Raw genomic sequence first — 23,589 nt, 5'->3', positions numbered from 1 at the left:
GGTAATGACCAGGGTATGCGATTTACCGTCGTCGGCCTGCTCAAAATAGCTGAACAGGCCCTCGCTTTCCATGAGACGGTGGACGAAGCCCCACCAGTCGTCCTCGGCTCGTGAGACCGCTATCCGACCCAAGGCAGCGCGCAGTGTGCACGTATCCATGGTGAGGCAAATAGGACCTGTCGGTCTGCTGGATCCACAATGTGACGGGCTGGGCAATCAGCTTCTTGAGTTCAACGGCAGCGGAGGTAGAAAGAGCATCGATCGGGAATCCGTAGTCGCGGCCAATCCGTGAATAACCAGTTCAGCCTGAACTGCGGACATCAATTCGAAGGCAAGTGCGCGCAGCTCATCTGCGTTCATGCTGTGGTGTGTCGTATCGATCACGAGCAGTATTGTGTTACCGCCCGTGCCACAAGGGTATTGGCAGACACACCGATTGTCGCGGGCCGGCTTACACGACGCGAATACGCCGTCTTGGCCGATACTTGCCACGGCAATCCGAGCACCAGTCCAGCCAGTTGCTCCTGCGTGATCGCCCGACGCGTGGCGGTTCCGGGCTGCGGCCAGACGAACTGTCCCTGGTTTTTTCGATGCGGACCCTGTCCGCTTCCGACCGCGAAGTTATCGCACAAGGCTTGAATGCATTGTTACGGGAGCGGACAACTGCATACGAGATTGCGACGAAGGTCGCTGTAGCGCAAGGACATGCGCCGCCCAAAGCCGGATACTTTGGGTTTCCGGATAACGTGTCCGAAGCCATGATTCATATCGCAATTGGCAGCCTTTGACTGCGCAGAATCGTTCACCCCTGATCGCCCCTCGACGGCAAACGATCCGACTTCTCACTACGAGAAAAAACAGAATCTCCGTCCAGCAAGAGTGTTCCCACTCGTAGAACCTTTACCATAGAAATCCGTCATCCAGCCTCCGGTCTGCGTACCGTGCTGTGTCTGTCACAACCCGCGCGAGTGCATGCCATGACAACTTCCTCTTTTTCCCGTCGTTCATTCCTCGCCGGCGGACTGGCCGCACTGGTCGATCTGTCCGCGTTTGGTCAGCCGTCAGGCCTACCCGGCACTGCTTCACTGTCGCCCCTCCCCAACGTCGGCGGCGAGGGGCCGTGGGATTACTGGGAGTCGGGTCAGGGAACGGGCGTCGTCCGGATTGCGGCTGCAGCGATCCTTTCCGCGAGCCCCTACGATACCCAGCCCTGGTTGTTCCGGCTGGGCTCCACTCGCATCGAGGTACTGGCCGACAAGGACCGTGCTGTCGGTGAACTCGACCCGTTCCAGCGAGAGCTTTACATGGGCCTCGGATGCGCCATCGAGAACGCATGCGTAGCCGCGCCGGCTCAAGGGATCAACCCTGTCGTCCGTCTGTTGCCTGAGTTGTCCGCTGGCGATGACAATCTCGCCGCGGTGATCGAACTGGAGCCGGCCCGGCAAGCGAAGCACCCGTATCATGATGCAATTGCCCGCCGACACACCAATCGCCTTCCCTACGACACGGGTCGCAAGGTCGATCAGGCGACGCTCGACGCGCTTGCCGGACTGACGTCCTCGTCCGATACGAAAGTTCTTTTCCTGGAGTCAGCCTCACCGGGCGGCGCCATCTTTACGGACCTGATGATGCAGGCGACCCAGCGCATCATCGACACGCCAGGCTTGCGCGAAAGTCGCTGGACAGGCGTGCGCGCGGCGGCGGCAAATCCGTCCCCCCTGAGCGCCGAAGTCCTGCAACAAGCCGACGCGAACTGGCTGAAGGCCACCCGGACGGTGGCCTGCGCAACGGCATCCGCGTTCGGGCTGATCATGGTCCGCGGAACAAGACAGGATCATCGCCTGCACATTGAGGCTGGACGGCTTTGGCAGCGCATCCATCTCGACGGTACAAACCGCAGCCTGGCGATGCAGCCAATGAACCATTTCATCGAAGTGATCGACTACGAGACCCGCACACAAGGAACCTCGCCGGTATCCTCATCCATACGTGCAGCGCTGCCGCAAAACTGGAACGGATGGGAGCCTATCTTCGGTTTCCGCCTCGGCTACGCCGGTGCGACGGCTCCGCGAAGCCCCCGCCGGCCGCTGTCGTCGATAGTTGTCGCGTGACGTACTCGTTACTGGTTTGCTATTGAGCTCGCTCATCTTCCCAGGGCGAACAGACGTCAAAAGCAGCACGCGTCTCTTTGCCGCCGAATCGGCAATCTCCACTTTCGCGGCCCAGCAACTACACAACCGAGCGTCGACGATCTTGCGCGGCGCTTCAGGACAGGCTGCCGGCTCGCGTTCGAATAAACGCTTCGCTGCAACCTTGTCACACCGTTTCCGCAGCAGGATGAACTATCGGCAGGTTATCAATCAGTCGTTCAGGCACGGCGACACGTTATCCTGCAGGTCAATCGAAAATACATCCATGCGCATGTCACTTAGGCATACTGAGAAGGTACTTGCCGTCGTCGTGGCGTCAAACGACTTCGCGCTCCAGATTTCCTGCTGCACCATAGCCAACACGCGTGCGACGCCTTCGATCAGCCGTTCGCCAACAGGCGTAGGCGCCATCACCGGGCCGGTCAATCCCTGCCGCAGGCATCGGCCAACTCGGCGTGATGGCCGATATCAAGCACTCGTTCTGAAGCAATAGCGGCGGACATCATGAGCCGCCCGAAACGGAGTCAAACGCCATGCTTTGGCTAAAGAGCAAAACGCTGCTCTGCGGAACCGCATTTTCGATCACGGCAGCGGTGCTGACTGCTTGCGGTGGCAACAACGTGACGCCCGACATCTCGTCGACCCCACTCGACAATCACGTGACGATCGCCTCTGGAAGCCTCGCAGGCAATCCGGCTGACGCGTCGGGAATTGTCAGTTTCGAAGCAATTCCTTACGCTGCGGCGCTAGTAGGAAACTTGCGATGGAAGGAGCCGCCACCCGTGCAAGCCTGGCGCGGCGTACGCGACGCCACGAAACCCGGCGCCCGGTGCTGGGCTGCGTTTACTTTTTCCGAACGCCGTGATATTGCCGGTTGTAGTAAATCAGAATCCCCTCATGGGCGTTGTCGAGGATTTGCGTAACCTCGCAAACGAGAATGTCGTGCGTGCCGACGGCAACCACGTTGGTAATTCTGCAGTCTATCGACATGATCGCCCCGCCGAGCGCCGGCGCCGCGCTTTCGCACGAAAGCCACTCGCCATGCGCGAAGCGCTCCGTCATCGGCACCTTGCCCGAAAATGCACCCGACAATCCTTGCTGGTCGGCGCTCAGCGTATTGATGCAAACCACTCCGTTCGCAATGGTCGCCGCATGCGCCGACGAACCGCGATTGATGCACACGAGCACGCTGGGCGGAGCATCCGTCACGCTGCACACGGCAGAAGCCGTGAAGCCTGCGCGGCCGCCAGGTCCGTCCGTCGTAACGATATGGACCGCCGCTCCCAACTGCGCCATCGCGTCGCGAAACCGCTCCAGCGTCACGCGCGGAACATCGTCGTCTGCCTGCATCGTCCAGTCCTTGACCGTATCGAAATCACTGCGCATACGACGCGTCCTCCTTGTCCAGCATGCACTTCACTTCTTCGAAGTGAGCGATCGAGAAATCGCGAATCCGCGAAAAATGCTGCCACTTGCGATTCATCAGGAAGCGCCGGCCGTTCGGCGATACCGCGGCGCTGAAGTGATTGGCGACCGCTTCGTGCATGCCGAGGTGGGCAAAACAGCGGAAAGCGGCAGCGAAATCGGTGCGAAGTTGATGTTCGTCCATAGGGCGTGAATGGTGAAGTGGTCTTTGGAAGCGTCGAATGCGTTACGTATGACCGGCCGTCATGCAACCTTGCCGCTCGGGCGCACCCATTGCAACACCAGAAACAGCAAGGTCACGACGCACAGCACGACCGTAGAAGCTGCCGCAAGCGTGGGGCTGACCTGCAGCAAAATGTCGTCCCAGAGTTGCTTGGGCAGCGTCGTCTTGATGCCACCGCCGATGAAGAGCGCCACGGTCAATTCCTCGAACGAGCTCAGAAAGCCGATGACGAACGCCGCCGCGAGGCCGTTACGGATCGACGGCAGCGTGATGTGCCGCAAGACCTGAAGCCGGTTCGCGCCGAGCGTGGCGGCAGCATGGTCGATACCCCAGTCATGGCCCTTGAACGTGGTGAGCAGAATCACGAAAACCATCGGCATGGCGATCACGATGTGACCGATCACGATGCCGAGATTGGTCGCCACGAGCGAGATGTGCGCACAGAAGTAGAACAGTGCGATGGCAATCACGATTGACGGCACGATCATCGGCAACAGGAATAGCAGGAACAAGCCGCTGGCGAGTTTGCCGCCCGAGCGTGCGATGCCGAGTGCGGCCGGCGTTGCGACCGCCGTGGTCACGATCGTGACGATCACGCCGATGCCGAACGAGCGCAGCGTCGCGCCGATCCATAGCGGCGACTCGAAGTACGTTGCAAACCATCGAAGGCTGAAACCCTTCGGCGGAAACGACAGAAACGTGTCGGCACTGAACGCCATCGGCACGATCGCAAGAATCGGAAACAGCAGCACCGCGATCACAAGCCACGCATACACGGTCAGCAGATCAACGCGCACGACCTGCCGCAGATGCCGGTCGTAAGCGCTCACCGCGAATGAGCACACGAGGCCGAGGAAATTCACCATGCCAATGCCGACGCGGCGCAGGTGGTGCTGGCGCATCGAGTGCCCGGCGCGTTTGTCGTCGGCGAGCGACGACAGACCGAATACGAGATCGTAGATCAGGCAGGTTACGAGCGCCGACAGCACCAGCACCACGGCAAGCGCGCTGGCGAGTTGCCAGTTCTGAAGCTCGTTGATCTGCACGATTATCAATTGGCCCAGCATCATCTCGCGTGGGCTTCCGAGCAGCGTCGGTGCGATGAAGAAGCCAAGCGCACCGATGAATACAAGCAGGCCGGCAGCCGCCACGCCGCGCATCGACGACGCGAAGAACACGCGCCAGAAGACCTGCGCGCGGTCGGCGCCCAGCGTGGACGCGGCCATCGACAGACGCCGGTCGATCTGGTTCATGACCGGCAGCATCGTCACGACGGCGAGCGGCAACAGCGTATGGGCGATCGCGAAGACCACAACCGTACGGTTGAACAGCAGATGCTCGCCGCCTCCGATGCCAAGTGCATGCAGCACCTGCGCGATGAAACCGGTGCGGCCGAGCAGCACAAGCCACGCGAAGGTCTTCACGAGCGCGCTGCTCCAGAACGACAGCAGCACCAACAGCGAAACGATCTGCTGGCGCTGCCTCGACAAGCCCGCGAGCCAGTAAGCGAGCGGATAACCAAACAGCAGACAGCAGGCAGTGGTTTCGAGCGCGATCGCAAACGTGGTCTGCAAGACCTGTCGATAGACACTTGGACCGAAGAAGCGCGCGAACGCGGCGAACGACAATGTGCCGTCGCTTTTCAGCACGCTCAACGACAGCAGCTTCAGCGATGGATAGAGCAGAAACACCGCGAGAAACAGCACCCCCGGCAGTGCCAGCCACAGTGGCCCGGGCCGCAAGCCGCGGGAAGCCGGGCGTGCGCGTCCGGCGGCAATCGTTGAAGCGTTCATGACGTCGCCACGTGACGGTTCGCCGGCCACTCGAAACCAAGGTTCTCGCGCAGCGTGCCGCCCTCGTATTCCTTTCTGAACACGCCGCGCCGTTGCATCTCGGGAATCACTCGCTCGACGAACGCAGACAGGTCGTCGGGCAACAGGTGGAAGGAAAGCATGAAGCCGTCGGCGGCCTTGCCGTCGATCCATTCCTGCATATGGTCGACAATCTGCGCCGATGTGCCGCACAACGTCACCTTGCCCCGCTCGTAGCTCGAATAGAGCTGGCGCAACGTGAGCTTCTGCTCGCGGATCATGGCAACGATCTGATTGAAATAGGCCTGGTGAAAATTGGACTTGGCCGGAATCATGTGCTCGGGCACCGGCTCGTCAAGCGGCAACCCGCTCAGGTCCGCCTCGAGATCGGCGCCGAGGCGCATGCGGCCCACGTCCGGATGGATCAGGTTCTGCAGTTCCTGATACTTGTCCTGTGCCTCGGCCTCGCTGTCGCCGACGACCACGGACAGCCCCGCGAGTATCTTCATCGAATCGGGATCGCGGCCGAACTTCGGCATGCGACCCTTCAGGTCAGCGTAAAAGCTCTTCGCTGCCAGGAGGGTCGGGTCGGACGAGAAGACGACTTCAGCGGTCTCGGCCGCGAATGACTTGCCGTCTTCCGATGAGCCGGCCTGGATAATGACCGGCCTCCCCTGCGGTGTGCGCTTGATGTTCAGCCCGCCGTACACCTGGAAGAACTTGCCCGAATGATCCGTGACGTGGAATTTCTCGGGCACGAAACTCGTGCAGCTCGCCTTGTCGGCAACGAACGCATCGTCCTCCCACGTATCCCACAAGCTCGCGACGACCTCGAAGAATTCGCGCGCCCGGGCATAGCGCTGGTCGTGCGGCGGCAGCTTGTCGAGGCCGAAGTTGCGAGCGGCGTAGTCGTTCGCCGAGGTCACGACATTCCAGCCCGCGCGGCCGTGCGACAGATGATCGAGCGACGCGAACTGGCGCGCGAGGTTGTACGGCTCGTAGAAGCTCGTCGACGCCGTTGCGCCGAGGCCGATATGCCGAGTCGAGCCGGCCAGCGCGGAAAGCAGCGTGATCGGCTCGAAGCAGTTCATGAAAGACGGATAACGCGTGTGGACGTTGAGCTTTTCCGTCCGCGCGGCCGGCGTGTCAGCTATAAAGAACAAGTCGAACTTTCCCGCTTCGGCGAGGCTCGCGAGGCTGCGGTAGTAGTCGATGTTCGTCGATGCATCGCGAGGCGCGCCTGATTTGAGCCACGAAGCCGGGTGAGAGCCCGTGGGATGCACAAGCAGGCCGAGCGGCATATGTCGATTGGTCATGATGTCTTCGCGAAGAAAGGGAGGGTTCGAGGGTTCACGACTGGAGCAGCCATTCCTGGTAGCGCTCGTTGGCCGAATCGAAGTTCTTGCCCCACCAGGCCGAGTCGCGGCGGATCAGCCGTTCGAGATTTTTCGGATACGTCGTCAGCAGTTCGGCACGCTTCGGATCGATCAGCTTCAAGGCATCGCTGTTGCTGGGGCCGTTCGCGACAATGCTCGCGTAGACGGCCTGGCGGTCCGGGCGCATGCAAAAGCGCACGAACTGCTGTGCCTGCTTCAGACGCGGCGTGCCGACCGGAATGGACCAGCCGTCGACGCTGTAGGTGCCCTCCCAGACGATCTTCACGGGCGCACCCGATGAAATCGCGGCGAGCGCACGAGCATTCCACGTGTCAGCCATGTCGACTTCACCACTTTGCAGCAACTGCGTGTTCTGCGCACCGTTGGCCCACCACACCGAAACCGACGAACGGATCTTGTCAAGCGACTTCATCGCTCGGTCGATGTTGATGGGATAGATGTCCTTCGGCGCGACGCCGTCGGCAAGCAGTGCGTTTTCAAGCGTGCCGCTCGGCGAGCGGTAGAGTCCGCGCCGCCCCGGAAATTTCGACGTGTCCCAGAAGTCGCGCCAGCCAGTCGGAACGGCCTTCGCGTACTTGTCGGTACGGTATGCCATCACGACGCCGTACACCGAGAAGCCGAACCAGTTCGAAGTCAGCATGCCGGGCAAAATACCCTTCGCGTCGCCTGGCCCGATGTCGAGCGGTGCGAGATAGTTCTTGGCATCGGTAAGACGCAGCACGTTGTCGGGCGTCACCATCGCGAGGTCCCAGATGTGCGAATCCGAGTCGACCGTCAACTTGAACTGTGTGACCGGATCGGATTCGTGCGCCACATTGACGATACGAATGCCGGTTTCCTTTTCGAATGGGTCGTAGAACGCCATGCGCATCGCGGGGCCGAGTGCGCCGCCGTTGTCGGCGATGGTCAGTGTATCCGCGGCCATTGCACGGGGAATCCAGATGGTGGGCGCGCCCAGCGCGAGGCCGGTGGCCCCTGTCGTTTTGAGGAATCGTCGCCGGCTTTCATTTTTTGTCGTGCTCAATACGATCTCCAGGAGAAGGTGAGGAAATTCGGGCGGTAGCGGCAACGAGAAGGCTGCCGGGACAAAGTAGGAACAGCGAGGTACGGCGCCTAGCTATCGAGCAGACGGGAATCGGATTCGAGCCAGTGCAGCGACACGATCGCACCGACCTCCCGGCTCGGGCTGCCCGCCGGCTGCCGGACGGTCATGACGGCGCCGCTCGCAAGACGTACGAGCAAGCGTGTCTCCGAGCCGCCGTAGATTCGCTCGACGACGTGGCCGCCCAGGTAGCCGCCCTCGGTAGCAATACGAACATGTTCGGGGCGCACGATGATCGTCGCCTCCGTCACACCGGCACGCACTGCGCAACCGGCGGGCAGAGGAATCGCGCCATCGGGGGTCGCGAGCCGGGACTCGGGTGTAATGCGTCCGCGCAGCTTGTTTGAGATGCCGATGAAGTCCGCCACGAAGGTAGTGCGCGGACGTTCGTAGATGTCCTCGGGCGTGCCGATCTGCTCGATCCGACCGGTGTTCATCAGGCAGACGCGATCGGAAAGCGCGAGCGCCTCTTCCTGATCATGCGTAACGAAGATAATCGTCGAACCGGTTTCGCGATGGATGCGCTTGATCTCGATCTGCATGCTTTCCCGCAGCTTGCGATCGAGCGCGGACAGCGATTCATCCATCAACAGCAGCGACGGCTGATACACGAGGCAGCGCGCCAGCGCAACGCGTTGCTGCTGCCCTCCCGATAGCTCGCGCGGGAAGCGCCCAGAGAACGTCTCGAGGCCAACCATCTCAAGCGCGTGCATAACCTTGGCGCGGATCGAGGGACCATCGACGCGCCGCATCTGCAGCGGAAACGCGATGTTTTCGAACACATTCAGATGCGGGAACAGCGCGTAATTCTGAAACACCACGCCGATGTCGCGCTGATGAGCGAGCGCGTGGGTACGGTCGATCGCATCGATGAAGAGCTTGCCGGCGGTCGGCTCGACGAGACCGCAGATGATCTGAAGCAAGGTCGTCTTGCCGGAGCCAGATGGACCGAGCAGTGTAAGCAGCTCACCGCTATGCACTTCGAGATCAATAGGATGGAGCGCGAGTGCAGTGCCGTAGTGCTTCGACAGTCCCTCGGTACGCATTTTCACCGGCACTGGCCGGGGAAGTGTGCTACGGACGTCATCTGCGCAACTGGCAAGACTTGCCATGAGGTGACTCCTGGATAGTGGGCAGGCATGCCGGAACGATACTGATGGGTGAGGCCGACATCCCGTCTGTCGCGCCTTGAACACCCTGCGGACGGGAGCTAATCTAACAAGTCAAATTAAAGGTAAAAATATTGTTTTCCCATGCAATCCATAGGATGGCCCTATGTCATCCACTCGCTTCGGAGCCCTGTGACAGGTGCGAGACGGCAAGATGAAAGTCCCGCGATCGCTAGCGGTAAGGATGCGATCAGTAACTTGGCGATGCTTCATCCGGATTGCCATCGGACCGCGTGTCCTCAGACCAACAGTGGAGAAACCGGCTTTAGTAAGGGCGCTTTGAAAGCCTTGAGCCCCGTGCTGACAAAGTCGCACCGGGCAATGGTCGGCCTATGGCCGTGGCCATGCGTACGGGTAGCAAGGGACCCTCTGTGCTTTGATAGGGCGCTGTATCACGGTCACCGTTTTGGTGCGGGCGTTATCAAGTGCACAGTGCGCTGATATTGATATGACTTTGCGTGTCAATGGCGATGTCAGGTTTCAGGTCGTTGCATCGACACATGACACTCTCCTGCGAGCAAACCTCGGCACACTGATTTTAGAGGTCAGCCTGCCGACGACCAGGATGCTTGATGGGATCTGTTTTCGGCTCGGTTGTTGACCCTGTCCATGGCCCTGATTGGATCGCGGTCAGCAGAGCTGGTTGCTAACGCATCAACGCAGCACCGGCCATCAGTAATATTGAAGCGGCCATCCTCTTAGGACTTGTTTCGTGTACGGACAAGCCAAGTAAGCCGAACTGGTCGAGCAAAATCGAGCAGAGGATCTGGCCTGCCATTACAAGCGCGATCATTGTGCTGGCGCCTAGACGCGGAGCGATGGCAGTAGTGGCAGACAGCACGACCGCACCGCAAAACCCACCCGTCCATGCCCACCAGGGTAGTTCATTGCCCACTAGACGTGGCCCAGTGCGCAACCCGATGAGTGCCGCTGCAATCAAGGCTAGTGTAAGCACGGCTCCAGAGATTGCTGCCGCCCAAATTGGCGATCCAACTGCGGTAGCCAACCGAGCGTTGATCGCTGCTTGCAAAGGGAGCATCGCCCCGGCAAAAATCCCAAGCAAGCTCAGAAAAAGATCCATCCGTCCTCCGCTGTTTGCGTCGCATGCGACCAAAGCCGACCGCGAAACAGACAATTCACACATCACGCTCCGTCTGGTATCAGCGGATTCAAGGGCACAATCCGCAATCCGTAGAGCACTTATCCCGTCACGTGGCATAGCCAGCATTGGGCTCTTTGCCTCAAGGGCATTCGAGAACCGTTCAAGCGCACCTTGTACGAATCGGCATGCCTTCCCGATTCGGCCTGCTCACAGCACAACTACCCTCAACACCTTCCGTCTCCTGTGCAATTGAGTAGTCGCGCGGCGGTGTCAGCAGCCATCCCGCGCATCAAATCCATCAAACGTTAACGCCATTGGCAGCTACAAGCCACCGCCTACGCAACGCAGTTTGAGGATCACGCAAATTTGGACTGCAAAGCAGTTTGATGTAAGAAAACCCGGAGCTTGAATCTGAAGGCAGGTCTACCGTTGTTCGGCCCATTCTCCAGCCGAAGACATCAAATATTCGTGAGCTCTCAACTCTTTCCCTTGGATCAACGAGGTGCCGATTTCTCGTTAGGCCTTGTCTGGAAGGGTCGACACCTCGCGTTCGACGGGCTCAAACATTCGCTTGAGGCGGAGGATGTCAGAAATCCCGAAGTCCCCGACGTCGGGCGCTTCGCGTCCACGAGCAGCAGCCACACCGGCTGCAATTGTGTACGCCGCGGACCGATCTCTAAGCAGAGCGGTTAGCCCCTCAACTAACGTTGCACGATCACCGGGAGACAGATCCCGACAGTCATCGAACTCTTTCGCTTTCACGGGAATCTCCTAACGCAAGGTGTCAAGAAGACGTGATTCGCGCTCTCACAGCGGCTGGCCCCGTGCCCGGGATCTGAGACCGGCATTGAAACTCGCCTGTTCGGACATACTCCAGTCAAAGAGCATCAACAACGACGGACTATGCGCCTTCGCCGCGACCATTTTCAACGCAGTGGTTCTCACAACCCGGACCGCGTCGGAGTAAGGCACCCCGCCCAGCCTGGCAGGCTCTCAGGTCGCTGTCAGGAGTTCTTAAACCTTCAAGTGGACTTCTGCACCCGCTGATTCCGATGAAGCGTACAAGGCTTCAATAACCAGATTGATGTTCAATGCCTGCGTTGCCGGAATGGCGGACGGCGTGCCGTTTCGGAAGGAATTCAAGAACGAAGCCGCTTCGCGATCGAAATAAACAGTGTTATCAATCTCAGCGAGTTCGGGTGAATATTCTGTCTTTCTTGCGGCCCATCCTTCCGGAAAGCTTGTCTCCCGCCATTCTGTCCAACCCTCCGGCATGCCGGCCCGGCCGCTGTCGTACACCTTGTAAGAGGCCGGCAGCACGCGCGAGCTCATGATTCCTTCCGTACCATATGCCGTCAGATCCCAGCTTTCCGCCCATGGCAACACGTCCCACGACATGAAGTCGATGCTAATTACCTTGTCGTCGTAGTTCAGGATCGCACCGGCCGCATCTTCACGAGATTCAGTTCCGCGAAATCCGGGAAACTTGGTGATTCGGGCATTTACCGACTTAGGTAATCCAAAGTGATTCAGGATACGTTCGATCATGTGACAGCCAATGACGAAAACGGCGCCGCCTATGTCCTCAGGATCATTCAAGTGACTAGTAGCTGCTTCGTTATGAGAGCAACCGGCATGCGCACGTACCTGAAGGATCTTTCCTAGTCTGCCTTTCTCGATGGCAGATTGCATCGCTTCGACAGACGGAGAAAAGTGCCAACAATATCCGACCTGCACCAATCCGTTCGTTCGTTGTACCGCGTCGACTATTCTCCGCGCGTCTGCGGCGCTACGCCCGGCCGGCTTTTCCACAAGTACGGCTTTGCCCGCCTCTAATGCCTCAATGGTGAGGTCCGCCATCTTTTCACTCTTGGAATGAACCAGAACGGCATGAATTCGGTCGTCGGAAAGGATGGCTTCCCTGGTCCGCCGTTCGAGGCCGAACTCTGCCGCGAAGGGACTAAGTAAAGCGCTGTCATCCGCCGCCCCGAAAATTTTCACGTCTGTCCTCCGCTGCAAAGCTTTCACTCGCCCTGACGTGTGAGGATGGGTTATTCCCAAGCAACCGAAACCAACAATGTCCTGTTCCCCTGTACCCGTTTTGCTCATGATTCTATCTCCACATTTTGTTTGACTCGCAATGCCCTGACACCTGGCGCAATAAAAGGCGCTTGAGCGCTCATGGCAGTCCACTAGAACATGTACTTAACCATCACCGTTCCTTATCCCTCGCGTTGGCCTTATGAGCCGCGTCAGGCCTCAGTGTTATGTATAAAGAAGGGAGGCACATCCGGACCCCATAGGTAGAGCGAGTCCTCGGGAGGAAAATCTCCTGTCATCCATGGTTTTCCTGCAGAAATAAAATCGATGTCTGCGGAATATTCGGAGAACGATCCCCACGGATCCATGACGTAATGGAAATAGTTGGAACCCAGAACATGCCGTCCCGTACCCCAGCCTTTGGCGTAGCCGGCTGCAACCATTTGATTGGCGCCGACACCAATGTCGTTGATGTCCTTTACGTCCCACGCAACATGATGCCAACCCTTCGCGGTACTTTTGGCAAATGCCAGCAAGTGATGATCAGAACCGTGAACGGCGTGCATGAAGGCGATGATGTCGATTGACTTGTCGCTCAGACCTAGACCAAGCGCCTGCTGATAAAAGGCAACCGCACGAGGTACGTCAGGAGTGAATAGCAGCACATGGCTCATTCGGCGCGGGCGAACAAGTTTTGCCTCCGACCGCGGGTAGGCTCCACGAACGTCGGCTGGAATGGCCGGGCTAACGTTCGCGCCTTTCGCAGATGGAGTTGTCTTCCGGCCTACGCCCACGTGAATCATGTTCCCATCTAGATCCGCGAACCATAGCCCACCCGGACTGCAGCATTCAGGCCCTATTGCGGCAGGAACATCCGTCATGAGCCTGCCCCCGGCACTACGGATTTGATCCTCGATCGCTTCGAGATCACCTTCGTAGCAACTGAAGCTGAGGTACGCCAACGACTTTTCATTCGATGGCAGGATTCGCGCCCAGCGATGTCCGTCGAGCGCGCGCAGTTCCAACTCAGCTTTCTCGGCTCGCTCGATCAACCGAACATCAAGGCCAAACGCAGTGAAAAAATGCCTCGCGCTTTCGATTGACGGCACATTAAGCGCAAAATGATCGATCGAGTGGACCGAGCTGACACGCGTCGGTGCTCCAAGTTGTTCTTGCATGTTCCCTCCCCTGTAAAGCGGCGGACGGTCCTTCTTAGCGCGCTCTCCGGGCCGCCAAACTGACGCTTAGTTCACTTCGACGACGGATTCGAAGACTCCTGGGCGATAGGATTGCGCAATGTCATGAATCCTTCAACACTCACCTCGCAGACGTCACCCGGCTTCATAAGAAGCTTCGGTTCACGAGCCCAACCAATTCCGGAAGGGGTACCGGTCACGATTACATCACCCGCTTCAAGTGTCATCGCCTCGCTAATGGTGGAGATGAGCGTTTCGATATCGAACACCATGTCGCTGACAGAAGCTGACTGCACGACTTCCCCATTCAGGCGCGTTTCAAGAAGAAGCCCTTTTGCTCCCGCCGGAACTTCGTCCGGCGTCACGAATTCGGGGCCAAACGCACCGGTACCGTCAAAGTTTTTCCCCACTGTCCATTGCGGGGATTTAAATTGATAGTCGCGAACGGAGCCGTCATTGAAGAGCGCATAACCGGCGATGAAGCTCAGTGCGTCAGCCTTTGCGATATGGCGGCCTCCTCCGCTCAGTACCACAGCCAACTCCCCTTCGTAGTCGAGACAGTCGGAGACCGTAGGGCGAACGATCGGCTCATTGTGAGCAATCAGGCTTGTCGTCACCCGAAGGAACAACGTCGGATAAGCAGGTTGCTCGTAGTTACTCTCGCGAGTGTGGTCAGTGTAGTTCAGTCCTACGCAAATGATCTTGCCAGGCCGGCTCACCGGCGGCAGAAACTGCAGTTCAGAAAGGGACGCATACTCTTCCGGCGGCAAACTCTCGACAAATTCGGATAGATCCTCGCCCGTCGCGATCAGCTCATCAAGCGAGTGTTGGCCCAACACCCGTACACGGTCGGCATCCACACGCAGACCGAGCCATTGAGCCCCTTCTTTTTTGAACTGTACAAATCGCATTTTTGCTCTCCTTTGTTTGTCCCACCACTGCAACGTGGAACATAGCAATTTAACTTCGGCCGCTGCACGGGCCGTTGCCGGTACCTGGCCTTTCACACTCATCGAAACGGGGAAAGCTTCCTTCAGGTTCATCCACGTCCGCTCACGGACTTGAAATCATCGACTCATGGATTGCGTTGCGGCTATGTTCTAACGCCAACAGCACCTAGCGCACCGGTCTTCGTTGTTACCTGGCCGTGCGACCACGCTTAGCCAACGCGTCAGTGATGACTGCCAGCATCAGCACGGCACCCGTGACCACGAATTTGACGCCCGGTGAAAGATTAAGCAGGTCCATGCCGTTCGAGATCCCGCCGATAACCAGAATCCCAAGCAAAGCTGAGTAGACCGTGCCGCGGCCCCCGAAAAGGCTGGTACCGCCAATCACGGCAGCCGCGATCGCATTGATCAGCACGTCCCCACCGCCGGCGGATCCGGTGGCCGCTATCAGCCTTGACGCCGAAAGGATCCCACCGAAGGCCGCCAATCCCGCACCCAAGGCGAATACGCTGATCCGAATACGCTGGACCGCCACACCAGACCGGCGTGCAGCTTCGATATCCCCGCCCACGGCCATCACGTGCCGACCATAGACTGTCCGACGGATAACCCAGTCAGTCGATACAACGATACCGATGAACAGAAGCATCACGAGGGGAACTCCGCGATCACTATTCAAAACTGCTACTGCAGCAATCGTCGCCGCGCTGGTGATCACGATCCTCAGGATTGCTCGCCGGAAATCGGCGCTTCCCGCTTCGGCATGCTCGCGCGCCCGCAGTAATTGCGTAACAACGATGCAGGCCACGATTGCGCCAGCGACCACCCAACTTTGCAGAGGGGAGAGAAAGGTCGACGTCAACTTTGCAACGCCGCCAGAATACGGAAAGTTGATGGTAATCGTCGGGCCTAACAACAGGTTTTGAACGCCCTGTAGCGCAAGCAGCGCAGCCAAGGTGACGACGAAGGCTGGGAGCCTGAAAAACGTCACGATCAGCCCTTGAGCTGCGCCCCACGCCAGCGCCGCCACGACAACGAGAACAATCGCGAGCACTGCGTTCAATTCGTTGTTCACGTACAAGACACCGAGCAGGGCTCCAGCCGTCCCGCTCAACGCGCCGACAGAAAGATCGATCTCGCCCAGCAACAGCACCAGCACCACGCCGACTGCAATGGTGCCGGTACCCGACACTTGCAACATCAGATTCGTAAGGTTGGTCGCCGTTAGGAACTTGCCGTTCAGCGATTGAAAAACGATGCTTAATACGACGATACTGATCAGTACCGGAAGCATTCCGCCGAGCGCCGAACTGGAACCCAAGGCCTGGAGCTTCGTACGAAGCTGAGCAATCGACATGTTGCTCTTCACGCCGTTGATCGCAGACGCTCCGTCCTGGTGATTTAAGTTGGTTTTCATAAACTTCTCCGTTTGCGGCGTGATCAGTTTGCCCACTGCGCACCAGTGATGGCGGCAATAACCTGTTCTTGAGAGCAAGTCTTGGCTTCGAACAGCTTTGAATTCGCTCCAAGCCTCAGAACCGCAATGTCATCCGCTACCCGAAACACATCAGCCAGGTTGTGACTGATGACAAGGATCGCCATTCCCGCATCGCGAAGCCGTTCAATCATTGCAAGCACCTCGGCGGTTTGTCCCACCGAAAGAGCTGCAGTGGGCTCATCGAGAATGACGACGCGAGGTTCGCCTAGCAACGCTCGCGCAATTGCAACGCTTTGTCGTTGCCCGCCTGAGAGCGTTTCGACCGCATTTCGAAGCGACGGAACCTTCGCGTTCAATGACGCAAGCAGTTCACGGGACTTTCGCTCCATTTCGGCCACTCGGGTACGGCGCAGTGCACGCAAGGGGTTCCAACTGTCTGTGGTTAGCTCGCGCCCGAGAAACAGGTTTTCTGCCACAGACAAGTTGCCGCAAACCGCAAGGTCTTGGAACACCGTCGCAATTCCCGCTTCTGCGGCCTCCTTCGGGGAAGAAAAGCGAACCGCCTTGCCGTCGAAGAGAATTTCCCCCGAGTCTGGCGAATGAACGCCCGTCAAGGTCTTCACAAGCGTCGACTTGCCTGCCCCGTTGTCGCCCACAAGTGCGGTCACACGTCCGGGGTAAAGCGAGAGAGACACATTGCGCAATGCATTCACGGCCCCGAAGCTTTTGCTGACCGATCGCAATTCGAGCAATGGACTCACTTGCAAAGCCTCGACCTTGCGAGGTGCATTTGGGACGGCTGCGGTGCCATTGGTTGTGCCCGGCGTCTGGACGTTCATAGCGTTACCTCATTCGTATATCGAAAGGTGTTACTGAGATATCCCAGCAGCCTGGCAGTCTTTGACATAGTCGCCTTTGCATAACGCCGCGACATCGACGTACTTGGCCGCAACGATCGTATCCTTGAGGTTTTCCTTAGTGACTACGACTGTCTTGATGAGAATTGCAGGAACTTTATCTCCACCGTTTTCGATCGAGGATGTCGTCTCAGGCGTCTTTCCTTGAACCACCGCTACGGCCATGTTGGCTGCGGTCTGGGCCAATGTGATGCTGTTTTTCCAAACCGTCATATACATCCGTCCGGCGAGGATTTGCTGCAGCGCCGCGACGTCGCCGTTCTGGCCAGTTATCGGCGGAAAGTCTTTCACCCCGGTGTTGACGAACGAGGCGACTATGCCAGCGGAGAGTCCGTCGGCCATGCTATAGACCCCACCAATCTCCTTTACACCGATCTTGGTAATGGCTTGATCCATGGCCGCTTGGGCTTTTGATGAGGACCAGCCCGGCGTTGTCGAATCGAAGCAAAGTTTGGATCCAGCCTTTTTGAATACAGGGAGCGAACCTGCCCAGAAGGCCTCTTCGTTGTGATCAGACACGTCCCCACGAATCGACACGACGCACTTGGAGGACGTGCCAATTTGTTTCATCCGATCCACGAGACTCTGCGCCAGTTGTTCGCCGACTTGCTTCGCGTCGAACGAGACATAGTAAGAAATTGGAGCGTCGGCGATCAGTGAATCATACGAAATCACAGGGATGTTTTTCTGTCTGGCGGTGACCACGACATTACGCATCGCACCGCCGTCGAACGGGTCAATCACCAAAACGTCAGCTCCCTGCGTCATTGCTGCTTCAGCTTGTGACTGCTGACGGCTTGCATCACCCTGAGCATTGCTAATGATGACATTGCAACTCGGGCAAAGTCTTTTCACTTCCTTTTGAAACTGCGGACCATCGATTTTATCGAAACGTACGTCCGCTGTATTAGGCATGAGCATCGCAATCGTTTTCGCGTCGGCCGCCATCACGTTAGAACTGGTGAAAGTCGTGGCGACCATCAGCATCCATAGGCGTTTTGTGAACATTTGACTGTCTCCAAGACTCTTTTCTTAAAAATATTTGAGAGAAGTTTCCGCGGATGAGCCGACTAATTCGCATCAACCTCCATGATGCTTGTTAGCGCCTTCCATGTTGATATTGCGGAACTCGAACCCGGCAGTAAGCCCGCCGTCAACCGGAAGATTCGCACCGGTAATCCCCTCACTTTCCGCAGACAAGAAATAGATAATCGCGTTCGCGACCTGCTCCGGCTCAAGAACAGACCCCGAAGGCTGACGGTCTTCGCGCCGCTTCAACCAGGCGGCGGGATCAGGAGCGGCCTTCATGTGCGCATAGAACATTTCTGTCGCCATCGGGCCCGGCGATACCGCGTTCACTCGAATTTGCCTGCGACCGAAGTCAAGGGCGCCCCCCCGAACCATTTGAAGCACCGCCCCTTTCGTAGCGCCGTAGGCAAACATCGCTTCCTCGCCCAGGAAACCGGTGACGCTTCCTACCAGGACTATTGAGCCCTTGCCGCACTCGGTCATAAGCGGCGCAAGCGCGGACATGGCTTTCGCGGCACCCACTATGTTCACGTCCAGGATGCGGCGCCATGATTCTGAGGACACCTCCTCCACGGTCCCCTGCACAAGCATCGCTGCACAGTGGGCAAGACCAATCAGCTTGGGCTTTTTCGACGCAATTATTTTCGTGACAACTTCCCAAGTCTGCGCTGCATCAACACCACCGCTTACGTGCGTGTATCCAGGCAAGTCGCTCATATCTTTTGCCGCGTCTGCCAGGTCGATACCGATTACTGAAACAGACGATTGGACAAGCTTTGCTGCCAATGCCTTACCGAGCCCGTTTGCAGTTCCGGTCACTACCACTAAATCCGGCAGGGTGAAGTTCATTTCTATGTCTCCAGGATGGGTAAAGTCGATAAATAATTGCTCTTTCGTTAGTGGCGCTTCGTATTCCTGATCATTTGGACTTTGTTATCAGCGTGCTAATAACTTGCCAGCATGAAAGGGAAGGGACTTAAGCCTGTCGCTCGAGGCTGGGTCGGCCGGAAATCGGTACGCCTTGAAACTGCCCCATCGTCGTTTGGAAAACTCGCTCGGCCGCTTGCCGTAGCGGCATGTTGCGCAGTTCCTCGGAAATTATTTCGACGCCCCATGGCCCATCGTATCCAAGTTCGATCACTTCGCGAGCGAAGCCCCGCACGTCAATGTCGCCCTCCCCGCACAGCCTGCGGTGGTTGGTCGAATCGTTCAGCAAGGTGCCGACGACGACCGCATCTGCGTCATTGAGCTCTACCGCTTTGAGCAGCTCGATAGGAATCGATTTGACGTGGCCATGTTGATCCCCTCGCGCCACATGCCATATATCCATGCAAATACCGCCATTCGGTCCGCTGCCGCTCACCAACTCGATGGCCAGATCGATCGTGTTGAAACTCGAGAATGGCAGGAACTCAACCACAACGTTAATCCCGTACGGCGCGGCCCGCGCGCACATATCGGCAAACCGGTCACGAAACTTTGCCATGTCTGGCGGTCCTTCCTCGAACAACCCAGCGGTGACCTTGAGGTTGCGCGCACCGATCTCTCCGCCGAACTCGAGCAACTCATCGCGCATGCGGTTGGAATCGTTCAGCTTGTCGCCGTCGCGATGCCACTTCGTCAAAACCTCTACTTCGTTGTGGATCAGTCCGTTGTCGTTCAGGATGCTGCGAATCGTAGGAACACCATAGCGATCGATAGATGCCAAAACATCGGCATGCACAATCCCCAATCCCTTCCAACCTGCCATCGCCGCTGCTTCGGCACGATCCTTCAGGCTGTGGGGACTGACTTCCGTTACTCCGCCGGGTCGTACATTGCCCGCGAGCGTCCAGTAAGAGGCGATCAGCTCGATATTTGGTGTTTCCATGTTTCCTCCGTCAGCAGGGCCAACCTATACGCCGTTTTGTAGAGTCACTTGTCAATGCGGTGGATTCGCAGAACCTGAAAATTGTGATATTTTTACGACTTAATCTTCAAATCAATAAAAAATATATTATGTTTGATACTATATGTTTTGCACCAATGAGCGTCCACTAGGGTTTACGAGTCTGAGGTCTTTCAAAGGAGAGTAGTTGTATGGTCGATAGCCCAAAGACGTCCGGACAGACGCGACTTGTGTTCGAGCAATTGCGCAGCGCGATCATCGAGGGCATTTGTGAACCGGGCGCCAAGATAAACATCGCCTCGGTGGCCGAGGAACAGAAGGTTAGCCCTGGAGCGGTTCGCGAAGCCTTGGCGATGCTGGAGGCGGAGTCGTGGGTCGTGTCAGAGCCGGCGCGCGGCTACCGCGTGAGCCCGGTTTCCCAAAACGATCTTCGCGATCTTGTTCAGGCGCGCATTGAGGTGGAGAAACTATGCATAGCTGAGGCTATCCGTCATGGGGACCTGGCTTGGGAAGGCGGCATCGTTTCGGCCCTTCATCACCTCTCCCGCGTACCCGAACGCGATCGCGATGCCCCGGAACACCTGAATGCCCAATGGGTCCTCAGTCACTCCCAGTTTCACCATGCGCTCGTGGCAGCTTGCCCTAACCAATGGTTGTTGCGGTTACATCGGATGCTGTATCAACAGAGCGAGCGCTACCGGTACCTTTCCGTGCGTGTGCCCGGCGGTGCCCGCGACGTGCTAGCCGAACATAAGGGACTGGTCGACGCCGTGCTCAACCGGGACATTCAAGCAGCCACTGAAAAGATAAGTCGCCATTTGCAGGAGACAGCAAACCGTCTGGTCCGTGTGTCAGAAACACCTGCGAGTTAACTCCGTGATAACCGCCCTCCGCGACCGCTGACTGACGCTCGGGATTGTTTCCCGTGGCCGCAAGGCTTGAAAAATGTCGTCTTTTCGTCGCCGAAAGTCGCCGTGTCGAGGTGGCGGCCAGCTTGTCGCCTCAGACAAACAGGTGCCGCTAGTAATATTCCAAATAAATATATAAAATCAAGATTCATATTTTGATATCTGAGAAATGCTGACCCCGACCAATGCGGCCCACCTGCTTTCATCCCGCACGATGGCGGCCACCCTTGAGGACTTAGTTCGGCGCGACATAATTACCGGCTCATTGCTCCCGGGGAGCAAGCTTCGAGTGAAAGAGCTCGGCGAGCGTTATGGCGCCGGGGCAATTCCTTTGCGCGAGGCCCTTTCGCGCTTGTGCGCAACCGGGTTCGTTGTCGCAGTGGATCAAAAGGGATTTCGCGTTGCGGACATATCGCTCGAGGAGCTCGTCGACATAACGGAAACTCGACAAGACATTGAACGCCTTGCGATCGTCCGGGCAATTCGCCGACGTGATACACAATGGGAAGGCAATGTGCTTTCCGCACATCATCAATTGCAACGGCTTTCGGTCTACGAACCGCAGGAATCCAATAGGCTAAATCCCGAATGGGAGGTAGCGCACAACCGATTTCATACAGTACTCATCGCTGGCTGTCAGTCCGAGCGCCTGACCCACTTTGCGATGTTGCTTCGTGATCAAACCGCACGATACCGACATCTGTCGGCTACCGCGCCACACGCTCACGACCGCAATTTAGCGAATGAACACGACGCGATTGTGCATGCCGTGCTATCGCATGACGTTGAACTTGCATCCTCGCTACTCGTTGAACACTTCGGCCGAACAACGAAGCTTGTTGCGGCGGCATTGGAAGTTAGATTGAGCAAAGTCACATAGTGTGGACGTCGGGCTCCTCTCTTCTTTCTGGGAGCAGACAACGAAATCGAACGAGATCCGGAGCATGTTTGCTGCAGTCGTGACCCTCAAAATGCAATCCGATTTTGCTCATAGGCGGGAGCCTTGACTTCATAGCGTCCTTCCCGGATAAGGACAACACGAGCGAGGAATGCACCGACACTGGCATTACGGACCACTTGCTGCTACACCGGCACGATCTTGATGGCGAGGACCGGAACGGCTGACAGGAGGCCCGATAACACGCGACACTCGCCCTATACATCGGGACGACAAGCCCCATCACCTTCGGCATGACGAAGGCTCCGCAAGCGATCACGGAGCGTTCTTTTTTGCCTGTTTATCCCAAAATTGTTCGCACGCCACCCGTGCGTCAAACTCACCTCTATCCTGCCTGCGATACCAGTTGTGCACCAGTCGCTGACCACCCTTGACCCTCTTCCAGCGCTCTCCTATCCGGTAGATTTTCTTTTTTCTTGAAAATTTCTCGGCAGACTGTTTGAACCAACAGCCCAATCTCATCGACTCTCATTGTTGCGGGCGCTATGATGCAATGGGCATGCAACTCAGCGATACAGATGCGTCATCCGGCGTAGACCGCGCGGCGCAGCGCCACTGGGAAATCACCCGTCATTCCGGCGACGGCGGTATTCGTCAACGCAACGACGGAAATGCCAGCGGCCGGGTCCACCCAAAAGTTCGTGCCATATACACCGGACCAATTCCAGGCGCCCGCGTTAATCGGGGACTTCGCTGCAAGCGGATCCTTGAGAACCGCCACGCCGAGACCCCAGCCGAATCCCGGACCGGCCGCGCCGACGGGCAACTCACCGATGGCATTGGTCGTCATCGCGGCCGCCGTTTCCGGGCGAATGATGCCTGCGCCGCCGGTGCGGATTGCTTCAGCGAACCGCAGATAATCCCTGGCGTTTCCGATCATGCCGACGCCGCCCGAGGGAAACGCCGTCGCTTCGGAAGCACGAGCGGGTGAATAGACAATCGCGCTTTGCCCGAACCTGAGTGAATAGGGTTCCGTCATGCGATCGGGCTGAGGAGAGGCATCGCCGTAAGGCGTTGCCAATACAGTGCCTGCTGATACGAAGTTGACGCTGGACATCCCCAGAGGCTCCGTTACGATGCTTCGGACTGCCACGGGCAACGTCATGCCGGTCACGCGCTCGATTACGGCGCCAAGCACATCGATGGCGACGGAATAGTGCCAACCGGTGCCCGGCTCGAACAGCAGGGGCGCTGAGGCAATCCGCTGAAGGTTCTCCTCGAGCGTCAAGCCCGACCTATCCAGACCATCAGAGATACCCAGCCGATGGTAGGGGCCATCCTGAACCTCAAGGAATCCGTAGCTCAGACCCGCCGTATGCGTGAGCAAATGGCGCACCGTGATGACCGGTTCACGGCCGTCAGAGAGCTTCGGGCGAAAACTCGGAAGCCAGCGTGTCACAGGATCTTCCAGGCGAAGCTGACCGCGATCAACGAGCGCCAACGCTGTGACGCAAACGATCGGCTTCGTCATTGACGCCAACCTGCAGACTTCGTCTTCTTTCATCGAGCGCCGGGCTTCCCTGTCGGCGAAACCCGCTGCGCCCTGATAGACAATTTCACCGTCTTGCGAGGCAATGACCGCCGCGCCCACGATATGCCCTCTGCTCACCGCGTCAAGGATGACAGCGTCCAGCGCCTTTGCCCGATGCCACCGGGACCGCACTCCTGGTACTCCGGGCAGAGCGGCACTGGATAGTGGACTCAGAAGTGCCGTCGTCAGCCCACCTATCGAAGCTGCAATGACAAACTCCCGTCGGGACATCGTTCGGGTTTTTGCAGCCCTCCGGGATGCTGATGGTTTCATCGTCGATTCCTTCCGTACACGCGAGCAATATCCAAGCGTGGAATGTACAGCTTCACCTAATGAACGATAATCCCCTGACTAA

General features: G+C 57.9%; 21 protein-coding genes and 1 pseudogene. 4 read left to right on the top strand and 18 right to left on the bottom strand.

Features of this window, described 5'->3' with window-relative positions; all coding sequences use genetic code 11:
- Positions 1–286 (bottom strand): annotated as a pseudogene (locus tag EOS_RS45810) (phage late control D family protein); the annotation flags it as partial.
- A gap of 691 nt (positions 287–977) precedes the next feature.
- Between EOS_RS45810 and EOS_RS33910 the strand changes: the two are divergent.
- Positions 978–2,111 (top strand): nitroreductase family protein, encoded by a 1,134-nt coding sequence (locus EOS_RS33910; protein ID WP_047896583.1) that lies wholly within the window; start codon positions 978–980, stop codon positions 2,109–2,111.
- A gap of 249 nt (positions 2,112–2,360) precedes the next feature.
- On the opposite strand, the gene EOS_RS33905 is transcribed toward EOS_RS33910, so the two are convergent.
- Positions 2,361–2,561: a hypothetical protein gene (locus tag EOS_RS33905; protein ID WP_047896582.1), complete on the bottom strand. Its 201-nt coding sequence runs from the start codon at positions 2,559–2,561 to the stop codon at positions 2,361–2,363.
- A gap of 122 nt (positions 2,562–2,683) precedes the next feature.
- Between EOS_RS33905 and EOS_RS45055 the strand changes: the two genes are divergently transcribed.
- Positions 2,684–3,073 (top strand): carboxylesterase family protein, encoded by a 390-nt coding sequence (locus EOS_RS45055; RefSeq protein WP_075645435.1) that lies wholly within the window; start codon positions 2,684–2,686, stop codon positions 3,071–3,073.
- On the opposite strand, the gene EOS_RS33900 is transcribed toward EOS_RS45055, so the two are convergent.
- From EOS_RS33900 to EOS_RS33825, 15 genes are all read right to left on the bottom strand, one after another.
- Positions 2,994–3,536 (bottom strand): flavin reductase, encoded by a 543-nt coding sequence (locus EOS_RS33900; RefSeq protein ID WP_235443043.1) that lies wholly within the window; start codon positions 3,534–3,536, stop codon positions 2,994–2,996. The genes EOS_RS45055 and EOS_RS33900 overlap by 80 nt on opposite strands.
- Complete coding sequence (locus EOS_RS33895) at positions 3,526–3,759, bottom strand: class II aldolase/adducin family protein (RefSeq protein ID WP_047896581.1); 234 nt, start codon at positions 3,757–3,759, stop codon at positions 3,526–3,528. The genes EOS_RS33900 and EOS_RS33895 overlap by 11 nt, the downstream gene beginning before the upstream one ends.
- A gap of 59 nt (positions 3,760–3,818) precedes the next feature.
- On the bottom strand, positions 3,819–5,591 hold the full coding sequence (locus tag EOS_RS33890; protein WP_047896580.1) for an ABC transporter permease subunit: 1,773 nt from the start codon (positions 5,589–5,591) through the stop codon (positions 3,819–3,821).
- Positions 5,588–6,925, bottom strand: a complete 1,338-nt coding sequence (locus EOS_RS33885) for an LLM class flavin-dependent oxidoreductase (RefSeq protein WP_200908734.1) — start codon at positions 6,923–6,925, stop codon at positions 5,588–5,590. Before EOS_RS33885 ends, EOS_RS33890 begins: the two co-directional genes overlap by 4 nt.
- Positions 6,926–6,959: 34 nt before the next feature.
- Entirely contained in the window at positions 6,960–8,030 is a 1,071-nt protein-coding gene (locus EOS_RS33880; RefSeq protein ID WP_047896579.1) for an extracellular solute-binding protein, read from the bottom strand.
- A gap of 89 nt (positions 8,031–8,119) precedes the next feature.
- Positions 8,120–9,220 (bottom strand): ABC transporter ATP-binding protein, encoded by a 1,101-nt coding sequence (locus EOS_RS33875; protein WP_047896578.1) that lies wholly within the window; start codon positions 9,218–9,220, stop codon positions 8,120–8,122.
- 703 nt (positions 9,221–9,923) lie between these two features.
- The gene (locus tag EOS_RS33870) at positions 9,924–10,358 is read right to left on the bottom strand and encodes a DMT family transporter (RefSeq protein WP_047896577.1); all 435 of its coding nucleotides are present in this window, start codon (positions 10,356–10,358) and stop codon (positions 9,924–9,926) included.
- 1,035 nt (positions 10,359–11,393) lie between these two features.
- A complete protein-coding gene (locus EOS_RS33860) occupies positions 11,394–12,488 on the bottom strand; it encodes a Gfo/Idh/MocA family protein (protein ID WP_047896576.1) in 1,095 nt (364 codons plus the stop codon).
- Positions 12,489–12,631: 143 nt separating this feature from the next.
- Positions 12,632–13,597: a VOC family protein gene (locus tag EOS_RS33855; protein WP_047896575.1), complete on the bottom strand. Its 966-nt coding sequence runs from the start codon at positions 13,595–13,597 to the stop codon at positions 12,632–12,634.
- Positions 13,598–13,668: 71 nt separating this feature from the next.
- Positions 13,669–14,526, bottom strand: a complete 858-nt coding sequence (locus EOS_RS33850) for a fumarylacetoacetate hydrolase family protein (protein ID WP_047896574.1) — start codon at positions 14,524–14,526, stop codon at positions 13,669–13,671.
- Between the two features lie 226 nt (positions 14,527–14,752).
- On the bottom strand, positions 14,753–15,982 hold the full coding sequence (locus EOS_RS33845) for a sugar ABC transporter permease (RefSeq protein ID WP_053064121.1): 1,230 nt from the start codon (positions 15,980–15,982) through the stop codon (positions 14,753–14,755).
- Positions 15,983–16,005: 23 nt separating this feature from the next.
- Positions 16,006–16,842, bottom strand: a complete 837-nt coding sequence (locus EOS_RS33840) for an ATP-binding cassette domain-containing protein (RefSeq protein WP_082163615.1) — start codon at positions 16,840–16,842, stop codon at positions 16,006–16,008.
- Positions 16,843–16,872: 30 nt separating this feature from the next.
- Positions 16,873–17,928 (bottom strand): ABC transporter substrate-binding protein, encoded by a 1,056-nt coding sequence (locus EOS_RS33835; RefSeq protein WP_053064120.1) that lies wholly within the window; start codon positions 17,926–17,928, stop codon positions 16,873–16,875.
- Between the two features lie 72 nt (positions 17,929–18,000).
- A complete protein-coding gene (locus EOS_RS43770) occupies positions 18,001–18,798 on the bottom strand; it encodes an SDR family NAD(P)-dependent oxidoreductase (RefSeq protein ID WP_053064119.1) in 798 nt (265 codons plus the stop codon).
- Positions 18,799–18,925: 127 nt separating this feature from the next.
- Entirely contained in the window at positions 18,926–19,819 is an 894-nt protein-coding gene (locus EOS_RS33825) for a sugar phosphate isomerase/epimerase family protein (RefSeq protein ID WP_047896573.1), read from the bottom strand.
- A 209-nt stretch (positions 19,820–20,028) separates the two neighbouring features.
- On the opposite strand from EOS_RS33825, the gene EOS_RS33820 reads away from it, so the two are divergent.
- Together EOS_RS33820 and EOS_RS33815 are read left to right on the top strand one after the other, a co-directional pair.
- Positions 20,029–20,709, top strand: a complete 681-nt coding sequence (locus tag EOS_RS33820) for a GntR family transcriptional regulator (RefSeq protein WP_047896572.1) — start codon at positions 20,029–20,031, stop codon at positions 20,707–20,709.
- Positions 20,710–20,914: 205 nt separating this feature from the next.
- Positions 20,915–21,625 carry a GntR family transcriptional regulator gene (locus EOS_RS33815; RefSeq protein WP_047896571.1) on the top strand — a complete coding sequence of 237 codons (711 nt, stop codon included), beginning with the start codon at positions 20,915–20,917 and terminating at the stop codon, positions 21,623–21,625.
- Between the two features lie 601 nt (positions 21,626–22,226).
- On the opposite strand, the gene EOS_RS33805 is transcribed toward EOS_RS33815, so the two are convergent.
- Positions 22,227–23,366 (bottom strand): serine hydrolase domain-containing protein, encoded by a 1,140-nt coding sequence (locus EOS_RS33805; RefSeq protein WP_235443042.1) that lies wholly within the window; start codon positions 23,364–23,366, stop codon positions 22,227–22,229.
- Positions 23,367–23,589: the final 223 nt, after the last annotated feature.

The sequence above is a fragment of the Caballeronia mineralivorans PML1(12) genome (genome assembly GCF_001028175.1).
GTDB classification, from domain to species: Bacteria; Pseudomonadota; Gammaproteobacteria; order Burkholderiales; family Burkholderiaceae; genus Caballeronia; species Caballeronia mineralivorans.
This window is presented reverse-complemented; position numbering and strand designations above follow the sequence as displayed.

Excerpts from the sequence above, each read along its gene's own strand:
- EOS_RS33860 (WP_047896576.1), bottom strand. The coding sequence starts at position 12,488 with ATGAGCAAAACGGGTACAGGGGAACAGGACATTGTTGGTTTCGGTTGC.
- EOS_RS33870 (WP_047896577.1), bottom strand. The coding sequence starts at position 10,358 with ATGGATCTTTTTCTGAGCTTGCTTGGGATTTTTGCCGGGGCGATGCTC.
- EOS_RS45055 (WP_075645435.1), top strand. The coding sequence starts at position 2,684 with ATGCTTTGGCTAAAGAGCAAAACGCTGCTCTGCGGAACCGCATTTTCG.
- EOS_RS33855 (WP_047896575.1), bottom strand. The coding sequence starts at position 13,597 with ATGCAAGAACAACTTGGAGCACCGACGCGTGTCAGCTCGGTCCACTCG.
- EOS_RS33815 (WP_047896571.1), top strand. The coding sequence starts at position 20,915 with ATGCTGACCCCGACCAATGCGGCCCACCTGCTTTCATCCCGCACGATG.
- EOS_RS33875 (WP_047896578.1), bottom strand. The coding sequence starts at position 9,220 with ATGGCAAGTCTTGCCAGTTGCGCAGATGACGTCCGTAGCACACTTCCC.
- EOS_RS33890 (WP_047896580.1), bottom strand. The coding sequence starts at position 5,591 with ATGAACGCTTCAACGATTGCCGCCGGACGCGCACGCCCGGCTTCCCGC.
- EOS_RS33820 (WP_047896572.1), top strand. The coding sequence starts at position 20,029 with ATGGTCGATAGCCCAAAGACGTCCGGACAGACGCGACTTGTGTTCGAG.
- EOS_RS33895 (WP_047896581.1), bottom strand. The coding sequence starts at position 3,759 with ATGGACGAACATCAACTTCGCACCGATTTCGCTGCCGCTTTCCGCTGT.
- EOS_RS33885 (WP_200908734.1), bottom strand. The coding sequence starts at position 6,925 with ATGACCAATCGACATATGCCGCTCGGCCTGCTTGTGCATCCCACGGGC.
- EOS_RS43770 (WP_053064119.1), bottom strand. The coding sequence starts at position 18,798 with ATGAACTTCACCCTGCCGGATTTAGTGGTAGTGACCGGAACTGCAAAC.
- EOS_RS33905 (WP_047896582.1), bottom strand. The coding sequence starts at position 2,561 with ATGGCGCCTACGCCTGTTGGCGAACGGCTGATCGAAGGCGTCGCACGC.
- EOS_RS33840 (WP_082163615.1), bottom strand. The coding sequence starts at position 16,842 with ATGAACGTCCAGACGCCGGGCACAACCAATGGCACCGCAGCCGTCCCA.
- EOS_RS33910 (WP_047896583.1), top strand. The coding sequence starts at position 978 with ATGACAACTTCCTCTTTTTCCCGTCGTTCATTCCTCGCCGGCGGACTG.
- EOS_RS33835 (WP_053064120.1), bottom strand. The coding sequence starts at position 17,928 with ATGTTCACAAAACGCCTATGGATGCTGATGGTCGCCACGACTTTCACC.
- EOS_RS33850 (WP_047896574.1), bottom strand. The coding sequence starts at position 14,526 with ATGCGATTTGTACAGTTCAAAAAAGAAGGGGCTCAATGGCTCGGTCTG.
- EOS_RS33900 (WP_235443043.1), bottom strand. The coding sequence starts at position 3,536 with ATGCGCAGTGATTTCGATACGGTCAAGGACTGGACGATGCAGGCAGAC.
- EOS_RS33825 (WP_047896573.1), bottom strand. The coding sequence starts at position 19,819 with ATGGAAACACCAAATATCGAGCTGATCGCCTCTTACTGGACGCTCGCG.
- EOS_RS33845 (WP_053064121.1), bottom strand. The coding sequence starts at position 15,982 with ATGAAAACCAACTTAAATCACCAGGACGGAGCGTCTGCGATCAACGGC.